The 16,524-nt window shown below is 71.0% G+C and carries 14 protein-coding genes; 7 read left to right on the forward strand and 7 right to left on the reverse strand.

Going from position 1 to position 16,524, the window contains the following annotated elements; all coding sequences use genetic code 11:
* Positions 1–109 precede the first annotated feature (109 nt).
* The 3 genes from ACFHYO_RS03920 to ACFHYO_RS03930 all read left to right on the forward strand — a co-directional run bounded on the left by ACFHYO_RS03920 (position 110) and on the right by ACFHYO_RS03930 (position 3,914).
* The gene (locus ACFHYO_RS03920; RefSeq protein ID WP_036699566.1) at positions 110–1,810 is read left to right on the forward strand and encodes a peptide ABC transporter substrate-binding protein; all 1,701 of its coding nucleotides are present in this window, start codon (positions 110–112) and stop codon (positions 1,808–1,810) included.
* 69 nt (positions 1,811–1,879) lie between these two features.
* Entirely contained in the window at positions 1,880–2,887 is a 1,008-nt protein-coding gene (locus ACFHYO_RS03925; RefSeq protein ID WP_036699563.1) for an ABC transporter permease, read from the forward strand.
* Positions 2,880–3,914, forward strand: a complete 1,035-nt coding sequence (locus ACFHYO_RS03930) for an ABC transporter permease (protein WP_081969340.1) — start codon at positions 2,880–2,882, stop codon at positions 3,912–3,914. The genes ACFHYO_RS03925 and ACFHYO_RS03930 overlap by 8 nt, the downstream gene beginning before the upstream one ends.
* Before the next feature lie 52 nt (positions 3,915–3,966).
* On the opposite strand, the gene ACFHYO_RS03935 is transcribed toward ACFHYO_RS03930, so the two are convergent.
* Genes ACFHYO_RS03935 through ACFHYO_RS03950 form a run of 4 tightly spaced genes read right to left on the reverse strand, consistent with a single transcriptional unit; the run spans position 3,967 to position 6,773 of the window.
* Positions 3,967–4,626 carry a thiamine diphosphokinase gene (locus ACFHYO_RS03935; RefSeq protein WP_394318517.1) on the reverse strand — a complete coding sequence of 220 codons (660 nt, stop codon included), beginning with the start codon at positions 4,624–4,626 and terminating at the stop codon, positions 3,967–3,969.
* Positions 4,623–4,841: a DUF2842 domain-containing protein gene (locus ACFHYO_RS03940; protein WP_036712147.1), complete on the reverse strand. Its 219-nt coding sequence runs from the start codon at positions 4,839–4,841 to the stop codon at positions 4,623–4,625. Before ACFHYO_RS03940 ends, ACFHYO_RS03935 begins: the two co-directional genes overlap by 4 nt.
* Positions 4,838–5,476 (reverse strand): NAD(P)H-dependent oxidoreductase, encoded by a 639-nt coding sequence (locus ACFHYO_RS03945; RefSeq protein ID WP_394318519.1) that lies wholly within the window; start codon positions 5,474–5,476, stop codon positions 4,838–4,840. Before ACFHYO_RS03945 ends, ACFHYO_RS03940 begins: the two co-directional genes overlap by 4 nt.
* 4 nt (positions 5,477–5,480) lie before the next feature.
* The gene (locus tag ACFHYO_RS03950; protein WP_036734443.1) at positions 5,481–6,773 is read right to left on the reverse strand and encodes an adenylosuccinate synthase; all 1,293 of its coding nucleotides are present in this window, start codon (positions 6,771–6,773) and stop codon (positions 5,481–5,483) included.
* 259 nt (positions 6,774–7,032) lie between these two features.
* On the opposite strand from ACFHYO_RS03950, the gene ACFHYO_RS03955 reads away from it, so the two are divergent.
* From ACFHYO_RS03955 to ACFHYO_RS03970, 4 genes are all read left to right on the forward strand, one after another.
* The gene (locus ACFHYO_RS03955; protein WP_394318521.1) at positions 7,033–8,079 is read left to right on the forward strand and encodes a glycosyltransferase family 2 protein; all 1,047 of its coding nucleotides are present in this window, start codon (positions 7,033–7,035) and stop codon (positions 8,077–8,079) included.
* Between the two features lie 156 nt (positions 8,080–8,235).
* A complete protein-coding gene (locus ACFHYO_RS03960; protein ID WP_036734445.1) occupies positions 8,236–9,054 on the forward strand; it encodes a hypothetical protein in 819 nt (272 codons plus the stop codon).
* 5 nt (positions 9,055–9,059) lie between these two features.
* A complete protein-coding gene (locus ACFHYO_RS03965; RefSeq protein WP_394318523.1) occupies positions 9,060–9,761 on the forward strand; it encodes an FkbM family methyltransferase in 702 nt (233 codons plus the stop codon).
* Positions 9,762–9,786: 25 nt separating this feature from the next.
* Complete coding sequence (locus tag ACFHYO_RS03970) at positions 9,787–11,595, forward strand: glycosyltransferase family 2 protein (RefSeq protein ID WP_394318525.1); 1,809 nt, start codon at positions 9,787–9,789, stop codon at positions 11,593–11,595.
* Positions 11,596–12,074: 479 nt separating this feature from the next.
* On the opposite strand, the gene ACFHYO_RS03975 is transcribed toward ACFHYO_RS03970, so the two are convergent.
* The 3 genes from ACFHYO_RS03975 to ACFHYO_RS03985 all read right to left on the reverse strand — a co-directional run.
* A complete protein-coding gene (locus ACFHYO_RS03975; RefSeq protein WP_394318527.1) occupies positions 12,075–14,396 on the reverse strand; it encodes a sulfatase-like hydrolase/transferase in 2,322 nt (773 codons plus the stop codon).
* Positions 14,396–15,166 (reverse strand): hypothetical protein, encoded by a 771-nt coding sequence (locus ACFHYO_RS03980; RefSeq protein ID WP_394318529.1) that lies wholly within the window; start codon positions 15,164–15,166, stop codon positions 14,396–14,398. The genes ACFHYO_RS03975 and ACFHYO_RS03980 overlap by 1 nt, the downstream gene beginning before the upstream one ends.
* Positions 15,159–16,524: hypothetical protein (locus tag ACFHYO_RS03985; RefSeq protein ID WP_394318531.1), on the reverse strand; the 1,366-nt coding region annotated here is incomplete at its 5' end. The genes ACFHYO_RS03985 and ACFHYO_RS03980, both read right to left, overlap by 8 nt.

Consider the following 16,524-nt stretch of genomic DNA (forward strand, 5'->3'; position numbering starts at 1 on the left):
TCCATTCCGCGGGCGCGCCCGCCGAAAGGCAGCGAGACGCGCCGGCCGTCGGACCGGCGCGCCGTCAAAAAAGAGGCCCCGCGGCCCAAACCAACACGGGAGACTTTGCATGAAACTGACCACCCTGATGATGGGCGCCGCAGCGACGATGGCGCTGGCCACCGCCGCCCACGCCGAGCGCGGCGCGGACGGCCAGGTGAACATCCTCTACTCGCAGGCCGTCTCGACCATGAACGGCTACATGTCGGGCGGCACCAAGGACATCGAGGTCGGCTCGATGGTGCTCGAGCCGCTGGCCGGCTTCGACGAGAAGGGCAACATCTTCCCGCGCCTCGCCGCCGAGATCCCCTCGCGCGAGAATGGCGGCATCTCCGAGGACATGACCTCGATCACCTGGAAGATCAAACCGGACCTCAAGTGGTCGGACGGCACCGACTTCACCGCCGAGGACGTCAAGTTCACCGCCGACTACTGCATGCACCCCGAGGGGGGCTGCGCGCAGCTGTCGCGCTATGAGGGCGTCAAGACCGTCGAGGTCGTGGACCCGCTGACCGTCAAGGTCACCTTCGAGGGCCCGCAGCCCAACCCGTTCAGCGCCTTCGTCGGCGCCACCTCGCCGATCCTGCAGAAGGCGCAGTTCCAGAACTGCCTCGGCACCGCTGCCTCGACCTGCACCGAGCAGAACACCAAGCCGATCGGCACCGGCCCGTTCCGCGTCACCGACTTCAAGGTGAACGACGTGGTGATGCTGGAAGCGAACCCCAACTACCGCGACCCCGCCAAGCCCGCGTTCGCGACCGCGATGGTCAAGGGCGGCGGCGACGCCGAGTCGGCCACCCGCGCGGTGATGGAGACGGGCGAGTTCGACTATGCCTGGAACACCCAGGTGAACCCCGAAGTGCAAGAGCAGATGAAGGCCGGCGGCAAGGGCGAGTTCATCGTGGACTTCGGCACCCTGGTCGAGCGGATCGAGCTGAACCAGACCGACCCGTCCTCGGACCTGCCGGCCGACGAGCGCTCGACCACCAAGCACCCGCACCCGTTCCTGAGCGACCCCAAGGTCCGCAAGGCGCTGTCGATGGCGCTTGACCGGCAGGCGCTGGTGGACATCGGCTACGGCGACGCCGGCCGCCCGAGCTGCGACCTCGTGCCCGCGCCCGAGATGTACGCCGCCAAGAACGACAGCTGCTTCAAGCAGGACATCGAGGGCGCCAAGAAGCTGCTCGACGAGGCCGGCTGGGTCCCGGGTGCCGACGGCATCCGCGAGAAGGACGGCAAGAAGATGAAGATCCTGTTCCAGACCTCGGTGAACCCGGTCCGGCAGGAATTCCAGTCGATCATCAAGCAGTGGTGGTCGGAAATTGGGATCGAGACCGAGCTGAAGCAGGTCGACGGTTCGGTGTTCTTCGGCGCCGACGCGGGCTCGCCCGACACGCTGCAGAAGTTCTATGCCGACGTGCAGATGTACGCCAACAACTTCGACGGCACCGACCCGCAGCCCTACCTCGCGCAGTGGACCTGCGAGAAGGCGCCGTCGCCGGCGAACCAGTGGCAGGGCGAGAACTACAACCGCTACTGCGACCCGGCCTATGACGAGAAGGTCAAGCAGATGGTGGTCGAGATCGACCCGGCCAAGCGCGCCCAGCTGGCCAAGGACCTGAACAACATGATCACGGTCGAATCGAACGTGACCCTGCCGCTGATCGACCGCGGCCGGTTCTCGGCCAAGTCGAACACGCTCGGCGGCGTGATCATGAACGTCTGGGACACCGAGATGTGGAACGTCCAGGACTGGACCCGGGTGAAGTAAGCCCATCCCCATCAACCCGGCCGCCCTGCCCCCGAGGCGGGGCGGCCCCTTTCGTTCCGGGGCAGGCTCATGCTGACCTATGCTTTGCGGCGATTGCTGCTCGCGATCCCGACTCTCCTGTTCATTTCGCTGGTGATCTTCCTTCTGCTCGAGCTGTCGCCCGGCGACCCCTTGGGCGACGTTCCCCTGACCGTCCCGCCCGAGGTGAAAGAGCGGATGCGCGAGGCGCTCGGCCTCGGCCAGGCGTGGTACATCCGCTACGTACTGTGGCTGAAGCAGTTCTTCTGGATCGAGCCGATGCACTGGATCGACCAGGCGTTCGGCACCTCGATCGTCGAGGGGCAGCAGCGCATCATCAGCTTCCAGTCGCGCGTGCCGGTGTTTGACGTGATCGCCCAGCGCATCCCGCAGACGCTGATCGTCGTCGGCTTCAGCTATCTCGTGGGCGTGCTGATCGCGATCCCGATCGGAATCATCTCGGCCTACAAGCAGTATTCGTGGTTCGACCAGCTCGGGACGTTCGTCTCGATGGTCGGGTTCTCGATGCCGACCTTCTTCACCGGGGTGGTGCTCATCATCATCTTCGCGGTGAACCTGCAGTGGTTCCCCTCGGTCTATGACACCACGCTGCGGGTGACGGACTGGGCGAGCTTCTGGCAGCAGGTGCGGCAGATGATCATGCCGGTGACGGTGCTGGCGCTCTACAACGCCGCGCAGATCAGCCGCTTCATGCGCGCCTCGATGCTCGACAACCTGCGCCAGGACTATGTCCGCACGGCCCGCGCCAAGGGGCTGTCGGAGAAGACCGTGGTCCTCAAGCACGTGCTGCGCAACAGCCTGATCCCGGTCGTGACCGTGATCGCGCTGGGGCTGCCGGCGGTCTTCGGCGGCGCCATCATCACCGAGCAGGTGTTCCGCGTGAACGGTCTGGGGCAGTTGCTGATCTCGGCCATCCACGCCAACGACATCCCGATGGTGCTGACGCTCACCTTCATCTTTGCCATCCTGATCGTGGTGTTCACGCTGATCGCCGATCTGCTCTATGGCATCCTCGACCCGCGGATCCGCTATGACTGAGCCCACCCCCTCCACCGCCGCCGCCCGCGCGGCCGAGCCCGCCCGCGACCGCGCCGAACTGCTGCGCGAGACCGCGTCCAACGCGGCGGCGCCGGCGGCCTCGACCCTGCCGCCCGACGATCCGGTCAGCGCGACGCCCGCGACTCCGGCGACGCGCAGCCAGTGGCGCGACGTCTGGGCGCAGTTCCGCAGCCACACCGGCGCGATGATCGCGCTGGTGCTGTTCGTGGCGATCCTGCTGTTCGTGCTGGTGGGCCCCTGGATCTGGACCATCGACCCGACTTTCGTGGACATCCGCAACCGCAACACCGGGCCGAGCTGGGCGCACCCGCTGGGCACCGACCAGCTCGGGCGCGACACGCTGTCGCGGCTGATGGCGGGCGGCCAGACCTCGATCGCGGTCGGCATGACGGCGATGGTCATCGCGGTCACGCTCGGCAGTCTGATCGGCATCCTCGCCGGCTACTACCGCCGGCTGGACGCGCCGCTGTCGCGGCTGATCGAGCTGTTTCTCGCGCTGCCGCTGCTGCCATTGCTGCTGCTGATGGTGACGCTGTTCCGCGAGCCGCTGTCGAAGAACCTCGGCACCGGGACCGGGACGTTCCTGCTGATCGTCGTCGCCATCGGCGCGACCTCGTGGATGCAGGCGGCGCGGATCGTGCGCGGCGACGTGCTGGGCCTGAAAGAGCGCGAGTTCATCCTCGCCGCCCGCTCGATCGGCACGCCGAACCGCCGGATGGTGATGCGGCACATCCTGCCCAACGTGCTGTCGCCGATCATGGTCGCGGCCACGCTGGGGATCGCCAGCGCCATCATCACCGAATCGGCGCTGTCCTTCCTCGGGCTCGGCTTCCCGCCGGACTTCCCGACCTGGGGGCGGCTGCTGTTCGACGCGATCCCGCAGATGCAGACCTATCCGATGCGGGTGGTGCTGCCGGGGCTGCTGATCTCGCTGACCGTGCTGACTGTGAACTACATCGGCGACGGCCTGCGCGACGCGATGGACCCGCGGATTCGCGGGCGGTGAGGCCGGACCGGGGCGCTGCCCCGGACCCCGGGATATTTGCGCAAGAGAGAACTCAGGCGGCGCGGGCGATGGTCCGCGCCGTTTCCAGTTCCGCAAGCGGGAGGATCAGCAGCATCTGGCCCTCGACCGCGAGCCGCAGCGGGCCGCTGACCTCGTTCGAGGTGCCGATGCGGCCGCCGGGGGCGAAGCCGATCCCCTCGACCGGCCAGCGCAGCCCTTGGGCCTCGGCCCGCGCCGGGCCCATCGGGAAGAGCGAGAGCCGTGTGCCCGTCGGCAGGTCGGCCGTCACGCGCGCAGGGCAGGCGAGCACGGCGTCCGCCTCGGTCAGCAGGATCGTCGGCGGGCCGACGCGGCGGGCGAGGATGTTCAGCGCCGCCAACGCGTGATCGAGCCGCGGCCCGGCGAAGCCCACAGCGAGGACGAAGGGCGCGGCGATGCGCGCCAAGGCCTTCTCGAAGTCGGTGGTGTCCTGCTCGGGGACGTGGTGCAGCACCGGGGCAAGCCGGGCGCGGGCGTCGTCCGAGAGGCTGTCGAGATCGCCGATCACCGCCCGCGGCACCAGCCCGTGCGCCAGCGCCGCATCGGCCCCGCTGTCAGCGGCCGCCACGACCGGGGCCAGCGCCAAGGCCGCGGCGAGCGCCTGCCGCCCGACCTCGCCACCGCCGATCAGCGTCACCCCCTCGGCCACCGAGAGGGCGGGCGCGTGGCTCATTCGTCGCCCCGGCCGATGCCCGAGAACACCCGCCGGAACGGGATCGCCCAGGCGAAGGCCAGCACGAGGTAGAGCGGTAGCTCCAGCCACGCCGGCGGCCGCCCGCCGAACTGGTCCGAGACCCACGCCAGCAGCCACCACGCGAAGGCGAGGTAGAGCGGCAGCCAGACCAGCAGCAGCACCAGCGACCAGCGTTTGCGTTGCGCGAGGTTCATGGCGACTGCTCCGCCTCGGCCTCGAGCGCCTGTTCGCGCGCCACGTCCCGGCGCCGCAGCCGGTGCGCCGTCCGCGCCGCATGGCCCAGCCGCGCCGCCCAGCGGTCGAAGTTCCGCTCGGCCCCGCCGTCGCGGACCATGCCGAAGTAATAACGCCGCACCGGGTCGATGCCGCAGTAGCCGAACACCTGCCAGCCGATCCGCTGCCCGACCGGGTCGCGCATCAGCCAGCGATAGACGGCGGGCGGCGTGTCCATCGTCACCACCAGATCGGCCGAGCGCCCGCGCAGCAGCGGGTCCTGCAGCAGCGCCCCCTCTTCGACCTGAAAGGCCTTGGTCGGCACCAGCAGCCGGTCCCACAGCCCCTTGGTCCTCGACGGCTCGGCCCCCCACCACAGCGGGAAGCCCAGCACCACGTGATCGGCGCCGAGGATCGCCTGCCAGACGAGATGCAGGTCCGGCTCCCACTCCTGCACGGTCTCGTAGCCCTCGCGCAGGTTGGGATCGAAGTCGAGATCGCGGACGGCGAGCCGCGCGACCGAGGTGCCGGGGGGCAGCGCGGCCTCATAGGCGTCGAGCAGCGCGCCTGTCAGGCGGTTCTCGTCCGGGTGGCCGTCGAGGATCAGGACCCGCATCGGCTCAGTCCGCGAAGGGGTCGGTGACGAGGATGGTGTCGTCGCGCTCGGGGCTGGTCGAGAGCAGCGCAACGGGGCACTGGATCAGCTCTTCGATGCGGCGGACGTACTTGATCGCCGCCGCCGGCAGGTCGGCCCAGCTGCGCGCGCCCTCGGTCGACTGCGACCAGCCTTCGATCTCCTCATAGACCGGCTCGGCGCGGGCCTGCAGCGCGGCGGCGGTGGGCAGGTAGTCGTAGTGCCGCCCGTCCACCGTGTAGCCGGTGCAGATCTTCAGCGTCTCGAACCCGTCGAGCACGTCGAGCTTGGTCAGCGCGATGCCGTTCACGCCCGAGATGGCGCAGGTCTGGCGCACGAGCGCCGCGTCGAACCAGCCGCAGCGGCGCTTGCGGCCGGTGACGGTGCCGAACTCGCGCCCACGCTCGCCCAGGCGCTGGCCAATCTCGTCCTCAAGCTCTGTCGGGAACGGGCCCGAGCCGACACGGGTCGTGTAAGCCTTCACGATTCCCAGCACATAGCCGATCGCGCCGGGCCCCATGCCGGTGCCCGAGGCCGCCATGCCGGACATTGTGGTCGACGAGGTGACGTAAGGGTAGGTGCCGAAGTCGATGTCGAGCAGCGAGCCCTGCGCGCCCTCGAACAGGATGCGTTTGCCCGATTTGCGGGCGTCCGCCATGATCCGCCACACCGGCTGCGCATAGGGCAGCAGCTTCGGCGCGATCTCGAGCAGTTTCGCCTTGAGCTCGGCGCGGTCGATGGGCGTGGCCCCCAGCCCCGCGCGCAGCGCATCGTGGTGCGCGAGCAGCCGGTCGAGGCGGCTGTCGAGCGTCTCTTCGTCGCCCAGATCGGCCACGCGGATGGTGCGGCGGCCGACCTTGTCCTCATAGGCCGGGCCGATGCCGCGGCCGGTGGTGCCGATCTTGGCCGCGCCCGCGGCCTCCTCGCGCAGGCGGTCGAGGTCCTGGTGCAGCGGCAGGATCAGCGGCGTGTTCTCGGCGATGACGAGGTTTTCCGTCGAAATCTGAACGCCTTGGCCGGAGAGCTTGTCGATCTCCGAGAACAGCGCCCAGGGGTCGAGCACGACGCCGTTGCCGATCACGGCAAGCTTGCCCTGCCGCACGATCCCCGAGGGCAGCAGCGACAGCTTGAACACCTGGTTGCCGATGACGAGCGTATGCCCGGCGTTGTGGCCGCCCTGGAACCGGGCGATCACGTCGGCGCGCTCGCTCAGCCAATCGACGATCTTGCCCTTGCCCTCGTCGCCCCACTGGGCGCCGACCACCACCACGTTCGCCATCCGCGAGTCCTTTCGTCCGGTCCGCAGGCGGTATAGCGGCGGCGCCGCCCGCGTGAAAGCAGGGATTCGGCACGGTCGGCACAGGGCGATGCACGATCCGTCCGATGTTCGTGCAAGGTTCATGCAGCGTTCATGCACAGTTCATGCGAACGATCCGGCCTGCGCCGGGCCGTGGGGGACTGGCCGGCCGAGACTGGCCGCGCGCCCCGCCCCGCGCTAGTCTGCGGCGCCGGCCGGGGGCCGTGACCGAGGGACGCTCATGCGGCTGATGATCTCGACCATGCGCGACGAGGCGCCCTTCGTGCTCGAATGGATCGCCTATCACCGGCTGATCGGTTTCACCGCTTTCCTGATCTACTCGAACGACTGCACCGACGGGACCGACGCGATGCTGGACCGGCTGGCGGCGCTGGGGATCGTCACACATGTCCCGAACCCGCGGCAGGGGAAGAAGGCGATCCAGTGGCAGGCGCTGACGCGGGCCAAGGACCACCCGCTGTTCCGCGCCGCCGACTGGGCGATGGTCGCGGACGTGGACGAGTTCCTGGTGATCCACGCGGGCGACGGGCGGCTGGACGACCTCTTCGCGGCCGTGCCCGAGGCCGAGGGGTTCGTGGTCACCTGGCGGATGTTCGGCTCGGGCGGCATCCTGCGCTTCGACCCGGCGCCGGTGACCTCCCAGTTCCGCCGGGCCGCGCCTGACCGGATGATCTGGCCGCTGAGGGCGAGCCAGGTGAAGACGCTGTTCCGCGTCACCCCCGACGTGCGGCGGCTGGGCGTGCACCTGCCGCAGGGCAAGGCGGGGGCGGCGATCGGCGCGGCCTGGGTGGACGGCAACGGCGCGCGGGTGCGGCGGCGGTTCGGGTCGTTCACCATCTCGACCGAGCCGAAATACGCGCTCGCGCAGGTCAACCATTATGCGCTGGGGTCGGCCGAGAGCTTCCTCGTCAAGACCCGCCGCGGCCGGCCGAACCGCAGCGACATGGCCATCGACCTCGCCTATTGGGTCGAGCGCAACTTCAACGCCGTCGAGGACCTCTCGATCCAGCGCCACCTGCCCGGCATCGAGGCGGGGATCGCGGCGCTGCGGGCCGACCCCGAGGTGGCGCGGCTGCACGACGCGGGCATCGCCCACCGCCGCGCCCGGATCGCGGCGCTGTTGCGCGAGCACGAGAGCTTCCTGCTCTACTCGCATCTCGTGCAGGTCCCCGACACCCCGGTGCTGCCGATGGACCAGCAGCTCGCGCTGTGCGAGCTCCGCCGCCACGCCCAGCCGGACGCGAAGGGGCGCGCCGACGAGGGGTGAGGCACGGCGCAGGTCCGGTGCCGCTGTCCCCCGGACAGCCCACCGCCTCTGGAAAGGCCCGCGCCGGACGGCTAAAAGACGCCCGACCGTCGCGCGGCGCCCGCCGCCGACGACCTGCCGCACCCGTCCCCCGTCCGCCGCCACCCCGAGGACCAGATGACCCAGACCCGCCGCCCCGTCGCCTCGCTGTGGATCGGAGAGAAGCTGCACTACCTCAACCAGCTCTGCCTCAAGTCGCATCTCGATCACGGGCATCCGGTCACGCTCTACTGCACCGACGCGGTGGACAATGCCCCCGAGGGGGTGGTGATCCGCCCGGCATCCGAGATCATGGCGCTGGACATGGACCTGGTCGAGGCGACCTCGGCCTCGTTCCTGTCGAACGTCTTCCGCTACAAGATGATCGCGCAGACCGGGGCGCTGTGGATCGACTGCGACGCCTTCTGCCACAAGCCCTTCCCCGACGAGTGGGACTATTTGTTCGCGGGCCACGGGATGCGCGGGGCGCTGAACTGCGGCGTGGTCGGCCTGCCGCAGCAGTGCGAGCTGATGGACCGGCTGATCGACTATTACGACAACCTGCCCGACTATCCCGCCTGGTGGAGCCGCAAGCAGCGCCGGCAGATGGACAAGCTGACCGAAAAGGGCGGGCTCACCCACGCCGCGGCGATCTACAAGACCGAGCGGACGGCGTTCGGGCCGCAGGCGTTCACCTGGTTCGCGCAGCAGACCGGGGACATCGCGCGGGCGATGACGCCGGACGTGCTCTACCCGGTGCCGTTCCAGCTGAATGACGTGTTCTTCGACCCCTACGGCCGGGTCGAGGGGCATTTCACCGACCAGACGGTGTCGGTGCATCTCTACACCAACGGGACCAAGCCCTATTGGCGCAAGAACCCGCCGCTGGCGAACAGCTACGCGGCGCGGATGTGCGAGCAGGTGGGGATCGACCCGGCCGGCGCGCTGGAGGCGTGAGCGGGATGGCGGACGCGGGCACCGAACGGGACGCCGTGACGGCGCTGCAGGACAAGCTCGACAAGCTGCGCCGGCGGCAGAAGCGCAACGAGCGGGCGGCCTGGGCCTCGGGGTTTTTGACCGCGGTGGCGGGGATGCTGAAGCCGGGCGACCTTGCCATCGACTGCGGGGCCAACGCGGGCGACATCTCGGCCCGGCTGCTCGAGCGGGGGGCCGAGGTGATCGCGTTCGATCCCGAGCCTTGGGCGGTAGCCCAGCTCGAGCGCCGCTTTGCCAAAGAGCCGCGGTTCAGGCTGGTCAACGCGGCCGTGGGTACATCGGCGGGCGAGGTCAGGCTGATGCGCGCCAGCAACTTCGCCGCGAACGAGGCGCAGGGCTCGGTCAAGAGCACGGTGGTCAGCGGCGGGCGGATGATCGACGAGGCCGAGGGCCAGACGATCCCGGTGCCGCAGATCGATTTCAACGACTTCCTGCGCCAAGAGATCGCGGCGCGCGGCGAGATCGCCTTTCTCAAGATGGACATCGAGGGCGCCGAGCTGGACCTGATCCCGGCAATCGACGCGGCCGGGCTCTTCGCCTCGATCCGCTGCACCGTGGTCGAGACCCACGAGCGCAAGTTCCGCGACCGGCGCGAGGACTTTGCCCGGATGCGGGCCGAGATCGCGGCGCGCCATAGCCCGAGCCACGTCAATCTGGACTGGATTTGAAGATGGCCGAGGCATCGGAGCCGGTGTGCTGACCGTCAAACCCACCTCCCCCCACGGCACCATCCTCGCCGTGTCGATGATGAAGGACGAGGCGCCCTATCTGCTCGAGTGGGTGGCCCATCACCTGGCCGTCGGGTTCACCGATCTTCTCGTCTACACCAACGACTGCACCGACGGGACCGTCGAGATGCTGCAGCGGCTCGAGGCGCTGGGGCTGGCCCATCACCGCGAGAACGCCATCCCCGAGGGGGTCAAGCCGCAGCCCTCGGCGCTGAACTATGCGCAGGATGAGCCGCTGGTGGCGGCGGCGGACTGGGTGATGGTGTTCGACGCCGACGAATTCCTGTCGGTGAACCACCCCTCGGGGACCGTCTCGGGGATGCTCGACGACGCCGTGGCCAACGGCGCCAACGGGATCGTCGTGACCTGGCGCATCTTCGGCTCGAACGGGGTCACGGACTGGTCGCGGGCGCCTGTGACCGAGCAGTACACGCGCGCCGCGCCGCCGCTCTGGAACAAGGGCTGGGGGGTCAAGACGCTGTTCCGCTTCGACCCCGAGTACTGGAAGCTTGGCATCCACCGGCCCTCGATCCGCAACAAGCACCTCGAGGACGGGTTCCCGGACACGGTGCGCTGGCTCAACGGCTCGGGCCAGCCGATGGAGGATTACTTCAAGTTCCGCGGCTGGCGGTCGATCCGGCGGACGCTGGGCTATGACTGGGCACAGATGAACCATTATGCGGTCAAGTCGATCGACGCCTATGCGATCCGGCGGTTGCGCGGCAATGTGAACAACAAGAAGGACAAGTACAACGCCGACTACTGGTCGCTGCAGGACCGCAACGAGGTCGAGGATCGCCGCATCCTGCGCCATGCCCCCGAGCGGGCGCGGATCATGGCGGCGCTGCTGACCGACTCCGAGCTTTCGCGGCTGCACGAGGCGGCGCTGGCCCGCGTCGAGGCGCGACTGGGCGAGCTGCGCGAGACGGCGGCCTATCAGGGGCTCAGGGCCTCGCTGATCGAGGCCGGGCGGGTGCCGATCACGGATGTGGAGGCCAAGCCCCCGCAGGCCCGCGACCCGGCCAAGATCGCCGCGATGATGAGCCGGGTCGAGCGGCGCACCGCCGACGAGGTGGCCGCGCGCCGGGCCGAGGCCGGCGACAGGGCGGCCGCGCCCGCCCCCGCCGCGGACGCCTATCTGGCCGGGACCGCGGCGCCCTCGCCCGAGGGCTCGGTTGAGTGGGTGGCGAACCAGGAGATCCTGTTGCCCGCCGACCCGCAGGTGTTCTCGGGCGAGGCGGTGATGGCGATCCTCGCGGGCAAGTTCGACCGCCGCGCGGCGCGCAACATCGTGGCACAGATCGGCGGGGCGGCGCGGCTGCTGGACCTCGGCGCGGGGGTGGGGCTGCCGGTGCTCAAGGCGCTGAAGGCCGACCCGGCGCTGGTGGCGATGAGCCACGAGACGCGCGCGGGTGTGGCGGCGTCGGCGCAGGCGATCCAGCGCCGCAACGGGCTGGACGACACGGCGCGGCTGCGGATGGTCTCGGGGCCGTTGCAGCTGCCGGGCGAGACGGGGGCGGCGGCGGGCGGGCTCGCGGCCTATCTGCGCGACTTCCGGCCCGACGCGCTGCGGGTCTCGCCCGCCGCCGGGGTGACGCCGGCGATGCTGGCGGCGGCGCCGCTCGAGACGGTGCGGCGGATCGTCCTGCCGTTCGAGAGCGCCGCCGACCGCGATCGGATGCGGGTGGAGTATGGCCCGGCGCTCGCCGCCGTGGGGTTCGAGGAGGAGGTGGCGCAGGCCGAGGGCGGATCGCTCGTCTGGCGCCGGCGCTGAGGCGGTTGGCCGCCGCGTGGGCGGCTGGCGTCGTCGTGCCTCCGGCGGGGATATTTTTGTCAAGAAGAAGCGCGGCGGCGTGCGGGCGCGGGGACGGCGGTGGCGGGGCCGGGCGGGCGGCGGGGGCTGGAACATGCCCTTGAAGCGTTCGTCCAGGAGCACCGTATAGTCGGTGCTGTCGAACACCCGCAGGTTGCCGACGCTGAACTTGCTGGCCGCGGTCAGGCGGTTGCCGGCGGCGTCGAAGCTCAGCTCGATCTGCACCCGGTCGTCGCAATAGGCCTTGAAGGCCCCCTCCCGGTCCGCGGCGAGGCGCGGCAGGGTGCGATCCGTCCCGTACAGACGCTGAGGCGCAGCATGGTGGTGCTGGTGCTGATGTGCACGGGCGAGGCGCTGGCCCGGGGACAGCCGGCGTTGACCGTGACTTCGGCGGCGAAGGCCTTAGGCCCGACGAGGTTCACCGCGGGATCGAGCGGGCACTACGCCTCGCGCCCCCCGGCCTTCCCCTCGGGCCTGACCACCTGCCCCGCCACCGCGGCCGGGTCGCCGACCTCGCGCAGCTCGACCCACGACAGCCCGAGGTTCAGCCGCACCACGCCCGCGCCGCAGTCGGTCAGCGCGGGGGGCGCGGGCCAGGCGGTCAGGTCGTAGATCTGGCCCGGGCGCCAGGTCTCGATCACCGTCACACCGCCGTAGCCAATGGTGAAGCGGACGTTGCCGGGGCCCGGCGAGATGAGGTTGACGCCGGTGCCGACGAACACCTCGTCGTCGCCCGAGCCCAGCACCACGCGGTTGCGGCCCGGACCGGTGTCGATGCGCGAGCTGCCGTCGCCGTCGGTGATCAGGTCGTTGCCGTGGCCGCCGAAGATCGTGTTGCGCCCGCGCCGCCCGTGGATCACGTCGTCGCCGGTCCCGCCGTCGAGCGTGTCCGCCCCCGGCCCGCCCATCAGGGTGTCCGACCCCGCCCCGCCGTAGAAGCGGTGGTGGCTCGAGGGCAGCGTGGCGATCGCCTTGAGCAGGTCGTTGCCCGCCCCGCCATGGAAGGTCGCGCCGCCGTATTTCGGCCCCAGCATGATGTCGTCGCCGTCCGAGCCGGTCACGTCCACTTCGACCCGCTCCGAGGTCTCGAAGTGGATCGGGCTTTCGGGGTGGGCGACGATGCGCAGCACCTTGCCCTCGGTCAGGTCGGTTTCCTTGCGGGTCAGCACCGTGGCGATGCGGATGCGCTCGACATAGGGCGGGCAGTGCAGGACGTAGTCGTCCGGCCCGGCCATGAACCACAGCGTGTCCATCCCGCCCTCACGGGTCTCGCGGATGCGCTCGGCGGCCGGGCCGTAGGCCCAGTAGTCGGTGTCGCCGCGCCCGCCGGCCATCACCACGCTGCCGTCCACGGCCATCATCGCGTTGACCCCGCGGGCCGGGTTCTCGAACCCGCGCAGGTCCAGCCCGAGGTCGAGCGCGCCCGCCACCAGCTCGGCGCGCAGCGTGTCGACCGGCGCGGTGGCGGCGATGTTGGTCGTCTCGCCGGGGTCGGCGGCGAGGTCGTAAACGTGCTCCTCTCCGTTCGGGTAGCGGAAATAGCGCAGATGCGTCAGCCCCTCGGTCGAGGGGCGCACCGACAGTGTGCCGAAGACGCTGGTGACGGGGGATTTCGTCCGGTCATACGTCCCGAACACCGGGTCGATCAGCGGCAGCAGGCTCTGCCCCGAGGTCCAGTCGGGGCGCGGAGGCAGCCCCGCGAGCTGCATCAGCGTCTTGGGCAGGTTGTGCAGCGAGACCGGCAGGTCGACCGTGCGCCCCTCCAACTCCGCGTGCCAGATCGCCAGCGGGACGTGGGCCGCGCTGTCCCACTGGCTCATCTTGTGGAAGCTGTCGTGGGTGCCGAGGTTGAAGCCGTTGTCCGAGAGGAACACCACCGTTGTGTCGCGGCCGAGCGGCGAGGCCTCGAGCGCGCGCATGAAGCGGCCGATCTCGTGGTCGGCGTGGCTGGTGGCGGCGAAATAGGCGCGCACCACCTGCCGCCAGGCCTCGTCGCCGGATTTCTCCGGCGTCCAGCGGCCGTTGGCGATATAGGCGGCCTCATAGACGGCAAACCCGGGCTGGGGGCCGAAGTAGTCCTCGGGCGCGGCCGAGGACGGCCAGACGATCGCCGCCGGGTCATACTGGGCGTAGAAGCGGTCGGGCGATTCCAGATTGTAATGCGGGTGCTTGAAGCCGAGCTGGATCAGGTTGCGCCGCGACGGGTCGGCGCGGTCGAGGAAGCGGATGGCGTTCTCGGCCACCGTCCAGTCGTAGAAGCGGTCGTCCTGCGCCCCGTCGTCGTCGGGGTGGTTGACGCCGCGGATGCCGGGGCCGCGGTCGAGGTATTCCTTGACCCGCAGCCGGTTCGAGTCGTCGGCCGCAGGCAGGTCCTCGTGAAACAGCATCCGCCGGTAGGGTTCGGGCATCGGCTTGTAGTTGGCGTCCACCTTGCCGGTGGTGAAATTGTGCCAGCCCGCCCGGCGCAGGTCGTGCGCCCAGGCCTTTTCGGGGCGCATCACGTCGCGCCAGAAGCGGTTGAGGTCCACCAGCCCGCTGCGGAACGGCGAGATCCCGGTGGCGATCTCGGCCCGGCAGGGGGCGCAGAGCGGCACGGTCGCGTAGGCGTTCGAAAAGCGCACCGCGCGGGTCATCATCGCGTCGAGGTTCGGCGTCTCGATGCGCAGCCCGAAGGCCTCGCGCCACGTCCAGACGTCGATCATGTCGTCGACCCAGATGACGCAGAGGTTCCCCTCGGCGAGCCGCTCGGGCCGGAACGCCATCAGAGGCCCCAGCGGAAATGCGCGGCGAGCGCGGCGAGCGCCGGGCCGGTCTCGTCCGACAGGGCCTGCTGGCCGGGCAGGACGATGACCTCGCGGATGAGGCTGGCGCCGAGGGTCTTGGCCAGCCCGCGGCGCTGGCTGCGGCAGCCGATGAAGAGATCGGCGCGGGCGGGCAGCGGGTCCATCTCGGCCGGCGCGCGCATCACGCTGCCGCCGTCCTGCCAGAGCGAGAGGCCCGAGGGCCCGGCGCTGACGACCAGCATCCGCGCGGTGGCGCCGTCGCGGCGGGCGTCGGGGACGGTCAGCACCGCCTGCTCGGCGGTGTCCTTGAGGGTGAAGCCGTCCTCGCCGTGCGAGAGGAAGAGATAGGCCCCGCCCGCCGCGCTGGGGTTGAGGCAGAGGAGCGTGCGCGCGGGCTCGGTCCGGTGCGGGTGCCACACCACCGCGAGCGTGATGGCGCGGCCGGGGGCGAGGTCGGTCAGGACCATCCCGCCGTGCAGCCCGGTGCGGCAGACGAGGCCCGCCTGCCCCTCGGCCTCGGCGACGATCACCTGCCCCTGCGCGGGGTCGGTCGGAACCGCGCGCCGGTCGTCGCCCGCCGACCAGCCCTCGGGGGCGCCGTCGGGGGCGCGCGGGAAGTCCTCGGGGCGGCCGCGAAGCCAGACGCCGCCGGAGGCCCGGACCAGCGCCGCCACGGCGGCGGCGGGGGCGTCGGCGAGGATCGCCTCGGGCAGGTCGCGGTCGATCTGGATCGGGGCGGGATCAGTCATGGCGCGCCCCCCGGCCGGGGTGGACCGGCAGCACGCAGGGCAGCGCCCAGCGGTGCAGCGTGCCGCCATCCGCGGCGGCGAGTTCCCAGCCGTCGCGCACCGCCTGGCCCGCGTCCGCATCGGGCGCGCCCCAGCCATAGGCGACGCTGACCGCCTCGCCCTCGGGCGCGCGGTCGAGGTGCAGGCGTACGGTCTGCGGGTCGGCGGGGTCGATCGAGACGCCGGTGATCCGCGCCCCGTTCGTGGCACCGCGCAGGGTGAAGCCGACCGGATGCCCGCCCCCCGGCGCCTCGGCCGCATCGAGCACCAGCGGCGCCAGCGCCTGCGCGATCATGCGGATCACCGGCCCGCCGTCGCCGCCCTCCGCGTCGGCCTCGATCTCGGCGAGGTGGAAGATCGGGCAGCGCCAGCCGTCCGTCAGCGGGTCCGGCTCACGCGGGCGGGGGGTGGCGGCGGTGACGGCGGCGGCGGTCATCTCGGCCATGCGCCGGCGGGCGGCTGGGGTCGGGCGGTCGTAGGCGTCGGTCTCGAACATGTAGCCCGGGGCCGAGGTGATCAGCCGGTGGTCGCCGTGGTTCCAGGCGAGTTCCCACTGGCCCGCGACCTGCGCCTCGGTGGCGCGGCCGGGGGCGCCGGCGTCAAGGCGGGTGACGAAGAGCGGCCGGTCATAGCCCTGCGCGGCCAGCCCCGCCTCGATCCGCGCCATCAGGGCGATCATCGCGTCGCGGTAGGCGGTGGCGCTGCCCGACAGCTCCTCGAGCGCGAAGTCGAGCGCGACGCAGAAGATCCGCGGCTCCTTGCCCAGCGCGGTGGCGGCGCGGCGCAGGTTGGCGGCGGCGATCATCAGGTTGTCGAAGGCGGGCCCCTGGGCGAGTTCCGCGGCGCTGGCGGCGCGGTCGGTCTCGGCCCGGGCGACGAAGAGCGGCAGGGGGCCGTGCGTCTCGATCTGCCAGCCGAGGCAGGCGTCGGCGACCAGCGCCTCGTGCGTCACCTCGCGCAGCTGGTCGAGCCCGTCGGTTTCGGCGGCGGCATCGACGCCGGACTGGCCGACCGCGCCGATGTCGTCGTCGGCCCCGAGGACGTGGAAGGGAAAGCCGGGCCGCTCGGCCGAGGCCAGCGCCGCCCGCGCCCCGCCGAGGCCGAGGATGCCCATGAGCGGGCCGGGCGCGTCGGCGATGATCCCGCCGGTGCTGCCGCCCTCGGCCCGGGGCAGGCGCTTGCGGAAGCCGCGCGCCCCCTGCCGGCCGGGCAGCCGGGCGGAGAAGCGCAGCCACTCGCCCTCGATGCGGATGTCCCAGGCGTCCACCGCCTCGAGCGCCGCCTCGGCCGCGGCGAGGTCGCCCGCGCTGGCGGGCGCG

Origin of the sequence: Paracoccus panacisoli, from assembly GCF_042435015.1 — a bacterium.
GTDB lineage: Bacteria > Pseudomonadota > Alphaproteobacteria > Rhodobacterales > Rhodobacteraceae > Paracoccus > Paracoccus panacisoli.